The organism is Planosporangium spinosum (assembly GCF_049999945.1).
GTDB classification, from domain to species: Bacteria; Actinomycetota; Actinomycetes; order Mycobacteriales; family Micromonosporaceae; genus Planosporangium; species Planosporangium spinosum.
This window is the reverse complement of sequence record NZ_JBLYUB010000009.1, coordinates 199,710-216,665: the sequence shown is the minus strand read 5'-3', so window position 1 is coordinate 216,665 and position 16,956 is coordinate 199,710. Positions and strand designations below refer to the sequence as shown.

Annotated in this window: 11 protein-coding genes; 3 read left to right on the top strand and 8 right to left on the bottom strand. The window is 72.4% G+C overall.

Annotation, left to right across the window (positions count from 1 at the left end; translation table 11 throughout):
- Positions 1-211: 211 nt before the first annotated feature.
- Both ACNTMW_RS15185 and ACNTMW_RS15180 read right to left on the bottom strand, forming a co-directional pair.
- Positions 212-598 (bottom strand): barstar family protein, encoded by a 387-nt coding sequence (locus ACNTMW_RS15185; RefSeq protein WP_426634191.1) that lies wholly within the window; start codon positions 596-598, stop codon positions 212-214.
- A 221-nt stretch (positions 599-819) separates the two neighbouring features.
- Complete coding sequence (locus tag ACNTMW_RS15180) at positions 820-1,212, bottom strand: ribonuclease domain-containing protein (RefSeq protein ID WP_426634203.1); 393 nt, start codon at positions 1,210-1,212, stop codon at positions 820-822.
- A 377-nt stretch (positions 1,213-1,589) separates the two neighbouring features.
- Between ACNTMW_RS15180 and ACNTMW_RS15175 the strand changes: the two genes are divergently transcribed.
- Entirely contained in the window at positions 1,590-2,411 is an 822-nt protein-coding gene (locus tag ACNTMW_RS15175) for an NAD(P)H-binding protein (RefSeq protein WP_426634190.1), read from the top strand.
- 119 nt (positions 2,412-2,530) lie between these two features.
- Here the strand turns inward: ACNTMW_RS15175 and ACNTMW_RS15170 are convergent, their stop codons facing one another.
- A complete protein-coding gene (locus ACNTMW_RS15170) occupies positions 2,531-4,096 on the bottom strand; it encodes a flotillin family protein (RefSeq protein ID WP_426634189.1) in 1,566 nt (521 codons plus the stop codon).
- Positions 4,097-4,109: 13 nt separating this feature from the next.
- Positions 4,110-4,649: a hypothetical protein gene (locus ACNTMW_RS15165; protein ID WP_426634188.1), complete on the bottom strand. Its 540-nt coding sequence runs from the start codon at positions 4,647-4,649 to the stop codon at positions 4,110-4,112.
- 145 nt (positions 4,650-4,794) lie between these two features.
- Between ACNTMW_RS15165 and ACNTMW_RS15160 the strand changes: the two genes are divergently transcribed.
- The gene (locus ACNTMW_RS15160; protein WP_426634187.1) at positions 4,795-5,217 is read left to right on the top strand and encodes a TIGR03618 family F420-dependent PPOX class oxidoreductase; all 423 of its coding nucleotides are present in this window, start codon (positions 4,795-4,797) and stop codon (positions 5,215-5,217) included.
- A 72-nt stretch (positions 5,218-5,289) separates the two neighbouring features.
- On the top strand, positions 5,290-6,276 hold the full coding sequence (locus ACNTMW_RS15155) for a LacI family DNA-binding transcriptional regulator (protein ID WP_426634186.1): 987 nt from the start codon (positions 5,290-5,292) through the stop codon (positions 6,274-6,276).
- 506 nt (positions 6,277-6,782) lie between these two features.
- Here ACNTMW_RS15155 and ACNTMW_RS15150 read toward each other — a convergent pair.
- The 4 genes from ACNTMW_RS15150 to ACNTMW_RS15135 all read right to left on the bottom strand — a co-directional run bounded on the left by ACNTMW_RS15150 (position 6,783) and on the right by ACNTMW_RS15135 (position 16,948).
- Entirely contained in the window at positions 6,783-9,182 is a 2,400-nt protein-coding gene (locus tag ACNTMW_RS15150; protein WP_426634185.1) for a glycoside hydrolase family 95 protein, read from the bottom strand.
- Between the two features lie 11 nt (positions 9,183-9,193).
- Complete coding sequence (locus ACNTMW_RS15145; protein ID WP_426634184.1) at positions 9,194-12,274, bottom strand: beta-galactosidase; 3,081 nt, start codon at positions 12,272-12,274, stop codon at positions 9,194-9,196.
- A 92-nt stretch (positions 12,275-12,366) separates the two neighbouring features.
- Positions 12,367-15,408, bottom strand: a complete 3,042-nt coding sequence (locus tag ACNTMW_RS15140; RefSeq protein WP_426634183.1) for a glycoside hydrolase family 3 protein — start codon at positions 15,406-15,408, stop codon at positions 12,367-12,369.
- 208 nt (positions 15,409-15,616) lie between these two features.
- Positions 15,617-16,948 (bottom strand): M23 family metallopeptidase, encoded by a 1,332-nt coding sequence (locus tag ACNTMW_RS15135; RefSeq protein WP_426634182.1) that lies wholly within the window; start codon positions 16,946-16,948, stop codon positions 15,617-15,619.
- Between the last annotated feature and the right edge of the window lie 8 nt (positions 16,949-16,956).

The following is a 16,956-nucleotide window of genomic DNA, read 5'->3' as shown; positions in this document are numbered from 1 at the left end:
CCCGGCTGACCGTCATCGACGGCGAAGCCGAACCCGACGACAACTCCCCAACAGCGGAGATCGCCGCATAACATCAACCCGGATCTTCTCGGTGATCGTCTCTTACACCATCACCGTGGACGCGGCCGCCCGTTCCGATGCCGCAAAGATTGCGACATTGCACGGATCATAGGCGCGCTGGGCGCGCTGGGCGCGCACGGATCATGGGTGCTCAGGCTCGCGGTGTGGCGGTGGTGAGCCGCCGGCGCAGTGACTCCTCCTGATCCGGGCGGCAGTGCAGGACGACCTCGAGTCGCCCGCCGGCGGCCCGGTCGTCCAGGATGCCCAGCAGGATCGCGAGCTGCCCGGGTGGCTCGTCGGCGAGCAGTCGCGCGGCGTCATCGACGACGAGGGTGAGTGGTCGGGCGTCGAGCAGGTCGGCGAGGCAGTCGGACAGCGCGTCCCAGTTGTGCCCGAAGTACTCCGGGAAGCTCAGCCGGGCGGCCCACTCGGCGAACAGCCCGGCACGGCTGTGGCACGCCTCGCCGTCGACATGGGTGGCCGGGGTGGGTGGCGTGCCGGTCACCACCCGCAGGTGGCGTTCGGCGGGTCCGGTCATTGCGCTCCCGTTCGACGTTTCCCTATTTCTGTGGGTGCCGGGCAGTCCGCAGCGTTCGCGTAGCCCCTACAGCATTCGCGTGGCGCGCATGGCGTTCAGGTACCCCGCGTGGCGTTCCCGTGGCCCGCGCGGAGTTCCCGGTTCCGCGTGATGTGACGTCCTCGGGTCCGGAGCGGGACCATGCCCGCCCGGCCCCGGGGACGTCGCTGTCGTCGTGGTGTCTAGAGCCGGTAGAAGTCCGAGTAGTGGTTCGGGGAGTACCAGGTGGCGCCGGTCGACAGGTTGACAATGATGCGGTGCGCGTCGCGGGCCGCGCCGCAGGCGCGCGGGTAGACGTCGTACTCGTAGTACGTCGCGCCCGACGGTAGCTGGCCCTCGAGGTTCTTGTACTGCCCGCCGGCGAAGTTGCACTGCCCGCCGCTCCAGGAGTACCAGCCACGCGAGGTCGGCCAGCCCCGGCTGGACCAGCCGCTGCGAGCGGTACGAGCGGCGGAACAGCCGGAGACGGTGCACGAGCTGTACGCGGTCGCGTACGCGGGAGTGGTCTGCGACGGCGCGACGACGGCCGGTCCGACCAGGACGGCGGCCATCAGTGCGGCCAGCAGGGCGACCATCGATACCAGCCGTCGGGGCCGCGACGGGGTCGGATGGGTGGTGTGAACGGTCAAGGTGGACCTCCGTGCCGGTGGCGGTAGGGGAAGAACCCGATCATGGAGCGGGTACACCGATTCTCGGATATCGATATGGCATGGCGGAAGTCCGGCCGAGAGTATTCACCCACGGTGCACGGCACCGTCGCCGACCGTCGATCGCCGTTCATCGCGGGTGACGGTGGTGCGGTCCGTCGCCGGTTGTCGCGGGTGACGGTGGTGCGGTCCGTCGCCGGTTGTCGCGGGCGGCGGCGTACACCCGCGGCGCGTAGGCTCGGTGGCGGACCGCGACGGCACGGCGAACGGCGCCGACGGGGGACGGGAGCGGAACGGTGATTCTGGTGACCGGGGCGACCGGCAACGTCGGCCGCCAGGTGGTGAACCAACTACTCGACGTGGGCGAGAAGGTACGCGCGATCAGCCGCGATCCGGCCCGGGCCGGCCTGCCAGCCGCGGTCGAACTGCTGCGGGCGGACCTGCGGGAGCCCGGCACCCTGCCCGCCGCGCTGCGCGGCGTGGACCGGGCCTACCTGTTCCCGGTGCACGGCCGGCTCGACGCGTTCCTCGCCGCGGCGCGGGCGGCGCGGCTGCACCGCGTCGTCCTGCTGTCGTCGCTTGCGGTGACCGCCGACCCGGCCGGTCCGATCGGCCAGGCGCACGCCGTCGCCGAGCGGGCGGTCGACGGCTCCGGGATCTCCTGGACGTTCCTGCGCCCCGGTGCGTTCAATACCAACGACCTGGCCTGGGCACCCACGGTCCGGGCCGAGGGCGTGGTCCGCGCGCCGTACGGTGACGCGGCCACCGCGCCGATCGATGAGCGCGACATCGCGGCGGTCGCCGTCCGGGCGTTGCTCGACGACGGTCATGAGGGCAAGGCGTACGAGCTGAGCGGTCCCGAGTCGCTGACCACCGTGGACCGGGTACGCCTGCTCGGCGCCGCGCTCGGTACGCACCTGCGCTTCGAGGAGCAGACCCCGCAGGAGGCCAGGAGCGCGATGGCCGGGTACGGCGCGCCGCCGGCGATCGCCGACGCGGTCCTGGCGCTGATGGCGTCCGCCGTGGGCACCACCGCGCCGGTCCTGCCGGCCGTCGAGCAGGTCACCGGGCGGCCGGCCCACCCGTACGCCCGCTGGGCCGAACACCACGCCGCCGACTTCCGCTGACGGCCGCCACGCGGTACCGCGCTGACGGCCGCCGTGCGGTACCGCGCTGAGGGCCGCCACGCGGTACCCCGCTGAGAGCGTCCGAGCACCTCGGACACTCTCAGCGCACGTGCACGCGGTCAACCGCGAGCGGGTCCCTGGATAGGTTTCGCCGCGTCGGCCGGCCGGCCGTCGTCGCGGCGACCGTCGGTGGTGCCGCCGTCGGTGGTGACGCTGTCGGTGGTGCCGCCGGCGAGGCGGCCGAGCAGCGTGGGCAGGTCGATACCGGTGAGGTCGGTGCCCAGTTGCAGTCCCTGCGCGACGTTGGAGGCGACCGACTTCGTCAGCGCGGTCGCGCCTTCGGTCGAGATGACGGTCAGCTTGTCGATCTCGCTCAACGGGCGACTCGCCGCCTCCACGACCTGCGGCAGTACCCGTACCAGCAGATCCAGTACGGCGGCCTCGCCGTACCGGGCGAACGACTCGGCCTTGGCCCGCATCGACTCCGCCTCGGCCTGGCCGCGGGCGAGGATCGCCGCCGCCTCGGCGGCACCTTCGCGCTCGGTCGCCTCGGCGTTGGCGGTACGCCGCTTCATCTCGGCCTCGCCCTGCTTGGCACCCTCGATCGCGGCCGCTTCGGCGAGCGCGGCGCGCCGCGACCGCTCGCCCTCGCCGACCAGTCGGGCCTGCTCGGCCTGCGCCTGCGCGGCCGCGATGGTCGCCTGCCGTTCGGCGTCGGCGCGCAGCACGGCCGCGTTGCGGGCCGCCTCGGCCTCCTGCTCCACCCGGTACCGGGCGGCGTCGGCGGGTTTGCGTACCTCGGTGTCGAGTTGGCGCTGCTTGAGTTCGGCGTTGCGTTCGGCCACCTTCTGCTGCTCGGCGAGGATCGCCTGGTCGCGCTCTGCCTGCGCGAGTGGACCGGCCGCCGCCGACCGTGCCTTGGCCGCGTCGATCTCGGCCTGTACGGTGGCCTTCTTCAACGCGAGGTTGCGCTCGGCGTCGGCGATCGCCTCCTCGGCGCGCATCCGCTCCTGTTCGGCCTGTTGGCGGGCCTGTGCCTCGGCGATGGCCGCCGCCTTGAGCACCCGCGCGGCTTCCGGCCGGCCGAGATCCTGCAGATACGACCCGGCGGTACGGATGTCCTCGAGTTGGAACGCGTCGAGTACCAGACCCTGGTGGGTCAGGGCACGCTCGGCCTCCTCCGCGACGTGCGCCGCGAACGCCGCCCGATCGCGGATGATCTCCTCGACGGTGAGCCGGCCGACCACCGCGCGCAGCGCGCCGGAGAGCACCTGCCCGGTGAACGCCTCGATGCGGTCCTGCTGGTGCAGGAACCGCTGTGCGGCGGGGCGGATCATCTCCGCGGTGCCCCCGACCTTCACGATGGCGACCGCGTCGGCGTCACACCGGATACCCTGCTTGCTGACCGCCGCGGTCACCGAGACCGGGATCTCGCGGCTGGACAGGCTGAGCTTGTACAGGCGTTGCACGACCGGCAGCACGAACACGGCCGCGCCCATGACGACCTTCTGGCCCGACAGGTCGGTGACCATCGATCCGTCCGCCGCCTTGATCGCGCGGCCCTTGCGGCCGGTCACGATGAACGCCTCGTTGGGGCCTGCCACCTTGATACGCGACAGGATGAACACGGCGATCAGCAGGACCAGCAGGACGGCGCCGATGATCGCGGCCAGGAGGGGGGTCATTGCTCGCCTTCTTTCAAAGGACGTGTGGTGTGGGCTCGACCAGAACGCTGGTCGGGCTGGGTACCTCGATCACGAAGACCCGGGTACCGAGCGCGAGCGGCGTCGCCGACCGCGCGTGGAGCTTGAGGGGCTGCCCGGCGACCGTGAGTCGGACCTCGCCGTACCCGCCGGCCGGCACCTCGCTGATGACCACGCCGATGGCACCGATGAGATCAGCGCTGGTCAGTGTCGCGTCGGTGGGCATGTCGGCGGCGGTCCGCAGCAGCCGTCCGGCGAGCCAGGCGGTCGGCACGGCGGCAACCAGGCCGCCCCCGATCGCGGCCCAGACGGAGTGGCCCGGGGCGAGTTCGGCGGCGGCGGCCCCACCGAACCCGAAGGCGCCGATGAATCCGGTGAGTACCGGCAGGGAGAGGGTGAACCCGTCGCCGGGCCCGGCGCCCGGGTGGTCGACGTGGACGTGTCCGAGGTGGAGATGACCGCCGATCAGGGACAGCATCAGCAGGAGCAGGCTCAGCCCGCCGACACCGAGGAACGTGACCGTGACCGCGCTCATTCCGTGCGCCTCCCGCGCCGGGTTCGACCGCGGTTCTGCGGTCCAACTCGGAACCCGAGGTTAGAACCACCGCGCCACACCGGTCCGGCGCTGGACCGGATGCACCGCCGCCACCGAGGCGACGGGTGTGCGGGAGGATACGGCGGTGGACCAACGACACCACCGCACCGACCACGGCCTCGCCCTGGCCGACGAGCGACTGCGCCAGTTCTGGCGGGAGCGGCACCTGTGCACCCTGACCACACTGCGCGCCGACGGCACCCCGCACGTCGTACCGGTGGGGGGCACGCTCGACGCCGACACCGGCACCGCCCGGGTGATCACGTCGCGGGGCTCGCGGAAGGCCGCCCACGTGGCCGCCGCCGGTCCGGCCGGCGCCCCGGTCGCACTGTGCCAGGTGGACGGTCGCCGATGGGCCACCCTGGAGGGTCGCGCCGTGGTACGTGACGAGCCGGCCGCTGTCGCGGACGCCGAACGCCGTTACGCTGAGCGGTACCGCACGCCCCGCCCCAACCCGGAGCGCGTGGTCATCGAAGTCCGGATCACCCGCGTCCTCGGCAGCGTGTGACGCGGGGGAGCGGGTGGAGCGGGGCCGACCCGACGCGTCGTGACGGAGCAGCATGTGGTGACAATCGGTGACGTGGCTCGGCACGCCGGGGTCTCTCCCAGCACGGTGTCGTACGTCCTCAGCGGCAAGCGACCGATCTCGGAGGCGACGCGGGAGCGGGTGCTGGAGACGATCCGGGCGCTCGGGTACCACCCGCACGCCGGCGCGCGGGCCCTGGCCAGCAACCGGTCGAACGTCATCGCGCTGGTCGTACCGCTGCACACCGGGCTGTACGTACCGGTGCTGATGCAGTTCGCGATCTCGGTGGTCACCGCCGCCCGCGCGTACGACCACGACGTGCTGCTGCTGACCCAGGACGAGGGGGACCGGGGCCTGCAACGGGTCGCCGCGAGCGCCCTCGCGGACGCGCTGATCGTGATGGACGTCGAGCTGCACGATAAACGCATCCCGCTGCTGCGCTCGCTGGACCGGCCGTCGGTCCTGATCGGCTTCCCCGCCGTCGCAACCGGACTGACCTGCATCGACCTGGACTTTACGGCGGCCGGCGCGGCCTGCGTCGACCACCTCGCCGACGCCGGCCACCGCTGCGTCGCCCTCGTCGGCTCACCGCCGGTGATCTACCAGCGGGAGACCGGGTTCGCCCGGCGGACCGCCGCCGGCTTCGACGAGGCGCTGCGCCGACGCGGCCTGGAGGGCACGATCCGCCCGTGCGAACCGACCCCCGACGCCGTCCTGGCGACCGTGAAGGAGCTGCTGAGCGAGTACCCGGACCTGACCGGGGTCGTGGTGCACAACGAGCCGACGGTCACCCCGCTGCTGGACGCGTTCCGGGCGCTGGACCGGCGGGTACCCGAGGACGTCTCGGTCGTCGCGATCTGCCCCGACGACGTGGCCGAGCGGGTACGGCCGCCGTTGACGTCGGTGAGCATCCCGGCAGACGAGGTCGGGCGCCGGGCGGTGGAGCTGGTGATGGCCAAGCTCGACGGACGGGACGTACCGGAGGCCACGCTCCTGCCGCCGCGCCTGACCGTCCGGGGGAGTACCGCCCAGCGGACGTAGCCTCGGCGGTTATCGTTCGGCAACGAAGGTGCCCCGTCCGGGTACGCCGGCGCCCCGGTGTCGCCGGCCCTGGTGTTCGGCGCCGCCCTGGTCGAGGCCATCGCAGATCTGCGGACCATCCCGGGCCGGCGACCTGTACGACCGTTTTGTGGGGTGGTTGCCGGTCTCCGGGTGACGGCCGGAACGCAATTCGGGGACAATCTTGGAAAGTTGGGCACCAATAGTGGTGCCCAACTTTCCAAGATCTACGAGCGAACCCGTCATCGGCTACCCGCGCCCCCGGCTGCATCCCTCTGCTGGGCCAGCGGCGCCTCCATCCTGAGCGCCGCCGCCGGGCCACTTCCCGCACCTCCGCAATGGGCCGATCACCAGCCGCTACCCGGCCCCGTACATTCCGCACCCCGGCGGTGGCCGGACCGTACCCCGGCGGTGGCCGGACCGGCCCATGATCACTGAGAGTCGGCGGGGTCAGGGCAGCGCACACTCTCGGTGATCATGGAGTGGGTCTACGAGGAAACGAGTCGGTATCCGTGCCCCGCCCGGGTGTCCAGGCGTACCACGTCGGCGCCCTCCCGATACGCGTCGACGCGGCGCCCGTCCCGGTTGTCGACCACCGTGAACCGCCCGGTCAGCAGCGTGCTCGTCAGCCGTACCGGGCCGCCGTTGTCCGAACCGAGCCGGATCTCGGTCGCCCGTCCGGACCGCCAGGTGGCGCCGACCGTGAACGCGCCGCGCGCCCGTAGGCCGTCCACGCTGCCGGAACCCCACGCCGACGGCAGCGCGGGCAGTACGTGGACCACCCCGGCGTGGCTCTGCACCAGCATCTCGGCCACGACCGCGGTCGCGCCGAAGTTCCCGTCGATCTGGAACGGCGGGTGGGTGTCCCACAGGTTGGCCAGGGTCTGGAAACGCAACTGGTCGCGCAGCGCGGCGAACGCGCGGTCGCCGTCGAGCAGCCGCGCCCAGAAGGCGGCCTTCCAGGCCCGGCTCCAGCCCGGTGCCCAGCCGGTACCGTCGCCCTCCCGGGCCAGCAGCGACACCCGGGCGGCCCGGGCGTACTCCGGTGTGGTCAGCGGTGATATCTGCGCGCCCGGGTAGAGCCCGTACAAATGAGACACGTGCCGGTGGGTGTCGGCCGGGTCGTCGAGGTCGGCCTTCCACTCCTGCAACTGTCCCCAGGAGCCCACCCGCAGGCCGGGGTCGAGCCGGGCCAGGGTGTCCCTGACCCGGACGGCGAACGACGGGTCGTCGCCGAGGACGGACGCCGCCGCGAGCACGTTGCGGAACAGGTCCCAGACGATCTGCTGCGACATCGCGGCCCCGGCGGTGAACGGGCCGTGTTCGGGGGAGTAGCTGGGTACCGCGACGAGCGTGCCGTCGTGGGGGTCGGTCACCAGGTAGTCCAGCCAGAACTCGGCGGCCTCCCGCATGATCGGGTACCCGGTCCGGCGCAGGAATTCCCGGTCGCCGGTGAACAGGTAGTGCTCCCACAGGTGGCGGGTCAGCCACGCCCCGGCTTCCGGGAACCAGAACGCCGTCGGCCAGTCGTGTACACCGGTGAAGTCGAAGGCGTTGGTCTCGTTGCTTACCACCCAGCCACGGGCGCCGTAGATGATCCGGGCGCTCTCCCGGCCGCGCGGGCGCAGGCCGTCGACGAAGTCGACCAGCGGCCCGGTGGTCTCGGCCAGGTTGGTGACCTCGGCCGGCCAGTAGTTCATCTGGAGGTTGATGTTGGTGTGGTAGTCGCCGCTCCACGCCGCCGACGTGTCGGAGTTCCACACCCCCTGCAGGTTCGCCGGCAGCGTCCCGGGCCGCGACGAGGCGATGAGAAGGTACCGGCCGTAGGCGAAGAACAGCGCCTCCAGGGCCCGGTCGGACGGGCTCGACCCGCCGGTGTACGACGCGAGCAGCTCGTCGGTCGGCACGGCGGACGGCCGCTGGCCGAGGTCGAGGCGTACCCGGTCGAACAGTCCCCGGTGGTCGGCGATGTGCCGGTCCAGCAGCCGGGGGTACGGCCGGCGCGCGGCCGCGTCGAGCGTCGTACGCACCCGCGGGCCAGGGGCGGGGCCCCGGTAGTCCGGGTACCGGTGGGCGTAGTCGGTACCGGCGGCGAGCAGGACCGTCACCGCGTCGGCGCCCGTCACGGTGACCCGGTCCGGAGCGGAGACCCGGCTGCCGCCCTCGGCGCGCACGGCGACCTGCGCCTCCATGCGCATCCCGTTGGACAGTTTCCCGGCGAGGGTGAACCGGCCGTCCGCCACCGCCGTCGCGGTGTCCGGATGCGGGCAGGCCAACCGTACCGTGGCCGTGATCTGACCGGGCCGGTCCGCGCCGAGTCGGACCACGACCACGCCGTCCGGGTGGCTGGCGAACACCTCGCGGGTGTACGTGACGCCGCCGTGCCGGTAGGTCACCCGGGCCACCGCGCGGCCCAGGTCCAGTTCGCGGCGGTAACCGGTCACGTCGGAGGGCACGTCCGAGTCCAGGTACAGGTCGCCGAACGGCTGGTAGCTGCCGTACCCGGTCTTGGGCTGGCCGAGCAGCGCGGCGATCGTCTCGGGCGGCTGCGCGCCCTGGTCGAGGATGAGCCGGCGGGCCTCGGCGAGCGCGCCCGGCCGGGGCGCGGTCCAGTTGCCGCCGGTGTAGCCCGGGCCCTCGCCGGGACCACCGGTCCACAGTGTCTTCTCGGTGAACTGGATGCGTTCGGTGCCGACCTCGCCGAAGACCATCGCGCCGAGCGCGCCGTTGCCGACCGGCAGGGCGCGCGACTCCCAGTCGGTGGCGGGCTCGTCGTACCAGAGGACCAGCGACTCGTCGGGACGGTCCGTCGCCGCCACCGCCGCGGCTGGCAGGCCGGTGACCCCGGCCGCGGCGAGCGCGCCGCCCATCAGCGTGCGTCTGCGCATGACAACCTCCCTCAGGAGCCGGCGTACCGGTGGTGGTCGTATCCGGGTGCCGGGACATCGCCTACCGGTACGCCGCCGCGCTGGGTACCCGTGCTGACCAGGCCGACGGCGCCGATGCCGTCCGGTACGCCGTCGGTGGCGATCACGGCGAGCGCGAGCGTGTTCCCGCCGTGCTGGCGCAGGATCCCCGCCGGAAGCGCGAAGTCGTGCTGCGGAGCCTCACCATCGAGGTACTGCCCGACGTTCCAGCCATTGAGGAAGATCAGCACCCGGTAGCGGGCCGGGCCGCTGCCACCGGCGGGGGCGCTGCCGGTCAGCCGCAGCGCGACCGCGGTGTCCTGGCCGGCGGGCAGGTCGAGCCGGAAGGTGGTGCGCCGCCAGGAGACCCCGGCCGGGACCGGCGCGGTGGCGGCGTCGGCCGGGCCGGCGACGACCGGCCACGCCCGGTCCGGGTATCCGGGCAGGTGCCAGCCGGCGCGCTCGCCGTACAGGCCGCCGGTGTTCAACGGTCCGCGTACCGGGTCGACGAGCGTCTCGCCGCCGCGGGCACCCTGGATCCGCCAGGAGATGGCCCCACCGCCGCCGCCGGCCACCGCCGCGCCGGAGCGTGCGTCGGCGCCGATGATTGCCGCGCCGGAGCCCGCGTCGGCGCCGATGATCGCCGCGCCGACCAGCCCGCGCGGCTGCTTGAACCGGGTGTCGTCGGCGGTCCAGTCGTCGTTGTGGCCCATGTTCTCGACCAGCACCGACAGCGTCGCGGGTCGGCCCGGCGCGAGCAGCCCGGCCGGGACGGCGAAGGTACCCGGCCCGGGGTCCGGGTTGACCGGGGCGTCCGCGTCGGCCTCGGTGCCGCCGGACGCCGAGCCGAGGTACCGGCCGTTGAGCCACACCAGGTAGACGCCCCGCCGGCCGGTGACGGCGTTGAGCTTCACCGCCGTCTCGGTACCGGTGGCGGTGAACCGGCCGCGGTACCAGACGTTGCCGTAGTGGTAGCCGTACTCGTCGGCGTACAGCACCGGCAGCGTCTTCGGCGGGATCGGGCTGGCCGTGGTCGTCTTGTCGGCGACCGTCCAGCCGGCGTCGTCGAAGCCGGGGTCGGCCTCCGGCGCCCCGGCCTGTGTCCGCCAGCCGGTCAGCGCGGGCAGGGTCACCGGCTCCGGTCCGGGCAGCGCGCCGACGACCGATCCGCTCGGGGTGGTCTTCAACGCCACCGGCGAGCCGTTGACCAGCAGATGCCGCGCACCGGTGAACAGCTCGACCTGGCCGGCAGCGGCGGTGTCGGCGCGGAGGCTGACGACACCCCCGGCCGAGGTGGCCGACCGGACCAGGGAGGTGCCGCGGACCAGGAGCGGACCGGTGGCGGTGTCGACCCGCCAGAACGACGCGGCGGTGGCGTCGGTGCCGAGCAGGAGCAGCAGCGGGCGCCGGCCGCCGCCGCTGACCAGGACGCGGGCCAGGCCGGCGTGGGTGTAGTCCAGCCGCAGGTCGCCGGTTGCCGGGTCGTAGGTGTGTGTCACCGCGCCGTCGAGCACCCGGACGGTCGGTGCCGAGGCGTACCGCAGCACGGTGGCGCCGGCGACGCCGTCGGTACCGTAGACCACCGCCACGTCCCGGCCGTCGGCGACCGTGTGGGTCAGCAGTTCCGACGTGGACCAGACCAGCCGCTGGCCACCGAGGTCGTACCCGGCGAGGAAGATCTTCGCGTCCCGCCCGGTGAGCCGCACCGGGAGCCGCTGACCGGCGCAGTCGAGGGAGGCGGACACGTCGGCCGACGAGGCGCGGTCGGCGTGCCGGACGAGCAGGAAGCGGGTACCGGTGTCGGGGTTGGCCCGGGCGTACGTCTCCACCGCCGGATTGTCGGAGGCGCACCCGGCGGCCGGGTCGGTCTTGGCGAGCGGCGCGACCGTGGTGACCAGGTACCCCTGCCGCCTGAGCTCGTCGTACTTGGTGGTGAGCTGGCGGTTCTCGGTGATCGCCGCGCCGTAGTCGTAGGAGGTGTACACGTCGTTGGGCTGCGGCAGCCAGCCCCACGAGGTGCCGCCGAACGTCATGTAGTAGCCGAACATGGTGGCGCCGCTGCGGACGATGTTCGACTTGTAGAAGTACTTCATGTACTCCGGCCCGGTCAGCTCCCGGCACCGCTCGTACCCGGCGTTGTTCAGGTCGATCGCCCCGGCCTGGTACTCGGCGGCGAACACCGGGGCGTCGTCGCGCAGCCGTTCGGTGACGCCCTCGCCCCACGGCCCCCACGTGCTCTCGGCGTTGGCGCAGTCGAACGACTGCGGGTAGTCGTCGACCCCCGGGAGCTGCACCGCGCCCTCACCCGACGCCCACGTCGACGTCCAGTCCGCCGCGTCGCAGCAGTTGTTCGTGGTGACCGGTACCGTGATGCCGTCCGCGCGCGCGGTGCGCTGGATGTCGGCCATGTACGCGGCGTCGGTGTTGACCGCGTACTCGTTCTCGGCGTTGTACGCGATCACCGGGCCGCCGGTGGTCACCTGGTGGCGGGCCAGGATCGCGTCGATGCGGTGCAACCAGTCGGTGTAGGCCGCGGTGTAGCCGGGGTCGCTGGACCGGGCCCGGCCCGGAACGGTCTTCAGCCACGCCGGGAAGCCACCGCCGGTGGTCTCGGCGTTGATGTACGGCCCCGGCCGGGCGATCACGTACAGGCCGACCTCGCGTGCGGTGCGCAGGAACCGGTCGACGTCGCGTACGCCGGTGAAGTCGTACACGCCCGGGGCGGGGGAGTGGTAGGCCCAGTCGAAGTAGACCGACACGGTGTTCATCCCGGCGGCCTTGTACTTCTCCAGCGCGTCGCGCCACAGGTCGGGGCTGGGCAGCCGCCAGTAGTGGAACTCGCCGGCCTGCACCACCAGTCGCTTGCCGTCGATGAGCAGCGAGTAGTGGTCGTACCCGATCGTGTGGCGGACGGTGCCGGTGCCGGTGCCGGTGCCGGTGCCGGTGCCGGTGCCGGTGGCCGGCCGCTCCGCGACGGCCGGTCCTGCCGGGGTCGCGGCCAGGGCGGCTGCGACCAAGGGGGCTGCGGCCAGGGCCGCCACGATTCGGCGTACCTTCATGGTCGTCGAAGTCATGATCGTCACAACTTCCGGGAACTTGTGGTCATGGGAAGGGGCTGAGGCCACAACTTCCGGGAAGTTGTGACGATCACGGCGGTCATAGCCGCTCACCCGAGGGAGAACGTCGCGAGCCGGACCGGGCGGTCGAAGACGAGGTACACGTCGTGGCGGCCGGTGGCCCGGCTCAGCACGGCGGTGACGTCGGTGTATGCGTAGACGTCACCGGTCGCCGGCACCCGTACCGTGCCGAGCAGGTGTCCGCTGACCGGGTCGTCGAGCCGGACCTGGACGCTCACCTCACCGGTACCCGCGTTGGCGGCGCGGGCGGTGGCCCTCGACGTGCCCGCGCGCAGGTCGGCGTCGGCGAATTTCAGCGAGTTGCCGGTACCGGTCGACGCGACCGCCGTACCCCGCGCCTTTGACTCATCGACCAGTGTGACGCCGTGGTAGTCGTCGAAGTTCTCCGCGCGGGTGGGCGCGGTGAGGTCGCGGGGCGGGATCACCTCGCCGTGTACCCGGACCTGGCCGGTCGCCCGGATGTCGGCGCTGCTGGAACCGACCATGAGGTCGTACCCGCCGGACTCGACCACGAAGCGCGACCGGGTCACGTCCCAGAACGCCAGGTCGCTGGCCTTGACCTCGATCGTGACCGTCTTGCGCTGCCCCGGCGCCAGGTGTACCCGGCCGAATCCGCGCAGTTGCGTGAGCGGCTGCTTCACCCGGGAGCGCTGGGCGTGGGTGTAGAGCTGGACGACCTCGTCGCCGGCCCGGGTACCGGTGTTGGTGACGTCGACCCGGACCCGGACCGTGCCGCGGGAGTCCACGACCGGCGAGTCCACCCGCAGGCGGTCGTACCGGAAGCTGCTGTAGGACAGGCCGTACCCCATCGGGTAGAGCGGGCTGCCCCGGAAGTACTGGTAGGTCCGGTCGCCAGCGATGATGTCGTAGTCGAGGATGTCGGGCAGGTCGGCGTCGGAGCGGTACCAGGTCTGGGTGAGTCGCCCGGCCGGGTTGTGGTCGCCGAACAGCACGTCGGCGAGGGCGTGCCCGGTCTCCTGGCCGGCGTGCGTGGTCCACAGCATCGCCGGGACGTGCTCCTGCTCCCAGGTGACCGTGGTCGGGTAGCTGTTCTCCAGCACCACGATCGTGTTCGGGTTCGCCGCCCGGACCGCGCGTACCAGCTCCTCCTGCCCCTCGGCCAGGGCCATCGTGGTGCGGTCGTGGTCCTCGCGGCCGTTGATGAACGGCATGCTGCCGACCACGACGACCGCCGCGTCGGCGCCGGTCGCGGCGGCGACCGCGCTGTCGGTGCCGTTGCTGACGACGTCCCGGGTGAACGCGGTCGCGGTGTCGGCCGTGGCGGCGCCGAGGTTCAGCGTGCCGTCGGGCTGGCGGGTGAGGTAGGGCGTCCGGTACGCCTGCGACCAGTCGTACGCGGCCTCGTAGCCGGCGTACCGGATCGCGTAGTTGCCGTCGCTGCGCCGCTCCAGCGTGAACTGCTGCTGCACGAACCAGCCGTTGGGCTGGGCCTGGTCGTTGACGAAGGCCGACCAGTTGTACCCCACGTACTTGCCGTTGGCCACGCTGCGCAGGGTCACCGTGCCCTGGCCCCAGTCGAACACGTCGAACTGGGTGGCCGGCTCCGGGGCGGTGGCCGTCTCGGCGAGCGTCGCGCCGGCCGGTCCGCTGCCGGCGGTGACGTACCCGCCGGTGGCGGCGTCGCGCAGGGTGATCCGGTCGATCCCCTCGCTGGTGGTGACCGTCGCGCCGGCGCCGAGCCGCTCGGCGATCCCCTGCCGTGGGGTCACCTGGTACGGCAGGGCGCCGCTGTACCAGTCGGTGTAGAGCGTGTCCGACAGTGGCCCGACGACGGCCACCTTCCGGGTCTTCGAGGCGTCCAGGGGAAGGGTCCTGCCGGAGTTCTTCAGCAGCACCATCGCCTCGGCGGCGGTCTGCCGGGCCAGTTTCCGGTGCTCGGGGCTGTTCACGACGGCGGGCGTGATCTTCGCGTACGGGCCGCCGTCGGGGTCGAACTCGCCCAGCCGGAACCGGATGCTCAGGTTCTGCCCGACCGCGGTGTCGATGTCCTTCGTGGACAGCCACCCCTGCGCCAGCGCTGTCCTGATCGCGGCGACCGTGGCGGTGGGGTCGGTGTTGTCCTGCGTGAAGCTGTTGAGTCCGGCCTTGATCGCCGCGGCGTTCGCCTCGGCCTGGGTGGCGAAGTAGTGCTCGGAGCCGGTCAGGTTGGCCGGGGCGTACGCGTCGCTGGGATTGAACAGCGGCTTGTCGCTCCACGCGCGGATCGCGTTCAGGTCCGGGCTGACCGTGTTGGGCCGGCCGTTGACCAGGTTGTACGACGGCATCACGCCGGTGGCCGCGCCCGCGGTGATGGCCGGCTTGAACGCGGCCCGGTCGTACTCGTTGAGCACCCGCTGCGGGACCGTCGAGGACGTGGTGTCGCGGCGGACCTCGTTGTTGTACGCGAGGTAGTGCTTGAGGGTCGGCGCGGTCTTCAGGTAACGCGGGTCGTCACCCTCCAGCCCCTTGCCGTAGGCGGTCGATATCGCGCCGGTCAGGTACGGGTCCTCGCTGTACCCCTCCTCGTTGCGCCCCCAGCGCGGGTCGCGCAGCAGGTTCACCACCGGCGCCCAGAGGTTGAGTCCCCAGACGGTCGGGTTCTGCGCGTTCAGGCCGCGGGCCTCGTCACCGACGGCGGCGCCCACCCGGCGCAGCAGCGCCGGGTCCCAGGTGCTGGCCAACCCGACCGCCTGCGGGAACACGGTCGCGGTGGCGGTGACCACGTTGCCGTTGTCGTGGTAGTCGTTGGACCACGCCACGCCGTGCAGCGCCTCGGTGCCGGACTTGAACACACCGATGCCGAGTCGGGGGATCGCCGGCTGGTACTGGTGCAGCAGCGAGACCTTCTCGTCGAGGGTCAGCCGCGACACCAGGTCGTCGACCCGCGCGGTGAGCGGCAGGTGCGGGTTGCGGAACGGGTACGGGTAGCCGGGCGCCGCCATCGCGGTGGCGGGCGCGAACGTGGCGGCGAGCAGCGCGACGATCCCGACCGCGACGCGGCGGTGGATGCGTGTGCGGATGCCGCTCCGGTGGGGCTCGCTGACTCGGATGACCGCGCGTCGGTCGAACACGGCGCCTCCCTCTGGGTGTGTCGAAACGCTTCGACGACGGGGCCGCGCTGTCCCCGGACGTAGAAGCATTTCGATTAATCGGCACCCTAGACCGCGCACCGGTACCTGTCCAGCCGCGTACGGACACGGCGCCCGCGTGAGCGGGCGCTGATCGACGCGGCGCCCGCGTGAGCGGGCGCCGCGTCGATCGTGGAGCTGGGCTGGCGGATCAGCAGGCGCCGGCGACCGGCTCGTCGATGCCGGTCCAGGTGAACGCGTCGGGGACCCAGGTGCCGTCGGAGAGGCGGTTCCACAGCGAGTTGGTCCCCCAACGGCCGGTCGTCGAGGTCCCGGTGGCCGAGCAGGAGATGGTCACCGTGGTGCCGTCGGCGGCCGACCCGGCCACGGGGTAGGTGGTGCCCGGGCCGGAGCGTTTCTGGACCGGTCCGGCCCCGTTGGTGTCGATGACCCCCTGGTTGAGAGCGAGCGCGCCGTAGTTGTACAGCGTCGCGTCCGTGGCGAGCGGCGCACCGCCGTTCGTACCCGGGAGCACGTCCGGCGGGACCACCGCGTTGACCCGGGTCGAGCCGTGCAGGGCGTACCCGCGGTAGATGCCGTCCCCGTTCATGATTACCCATGTGCCGAGGTTGTGGCCCTCGATCGGCACGTACGCGTCGTTCTGCCGCAGGGCGAAGTGCACGTGCCGCCCGTGGGCCACGCCGCCGCAGGTCACGTCGGTACCGGTGTCGCCGAGATAGGCACCTTCGTCGACGTGCGCGCCGTCGACGTCGATGCTGTTCCACAGGTGGTAGTAGTCGGTGGCGTAGCCCCGGTCGTGGATGATCCGGATCCAGCCCTTGCACATGGTGTACGCGGTACCGCCGCGTGCGGCCAGCACCCGCTGGTCGCCACCGGCGAGGTCGATCGAGCTCCAGGGCTCGTCGTCGCCGTTCCAGCCGTGCGGCCCGCCCCTCAGCTGCCAGGCCTGGCCCAGGCCGTACGGCAGCCGCATACCCGTGCGGTAGTCCTGGCCGGTGTACTGCGCCTTCGGGGTACCGGCGTCCTGAACCGCCGGAGCAATGACGTACCGCGCGGTCGACGTACCGGCGTGCTGAGCGGTCGACGTCCGCGCGTACCGGGCGGTCGACGTCCTCCCCTCCGGCGCGCTCGGAGTGCTGAAGACCTGCTTCTCACGGCCGGACACGACCGCCGCGGGCGCGGCCCCGGCCAGGTCGGCGAAGCCCGCCTCGCCGTCGAAGGCGACCTGCCAGTCCCCCGCGGGCTGGGCGTGCGCCACGAAGACCCAACCCTTGGGGTATGCCTCGTCCTGATGCGGCGCGACGACGACAGCGGTGCCGGAGGCCCACTCCTGCCCCGCGTGTCGGGTGACCGTGACGCGCGTGGCCGGCCGGTCCGCGGCGGACCGGTCGAGCAACTTCCGGGTCACCGCGGCGGTGAGGTCGGTGGACGGCGCGGCGTGGGCGGTGCCCTGGGCGGCGGTGAACACGCCGGACGTCAGCAGCAGCGCGGCGGCGCCGAACCAGCTTCGAACATGAACCATGGATCATC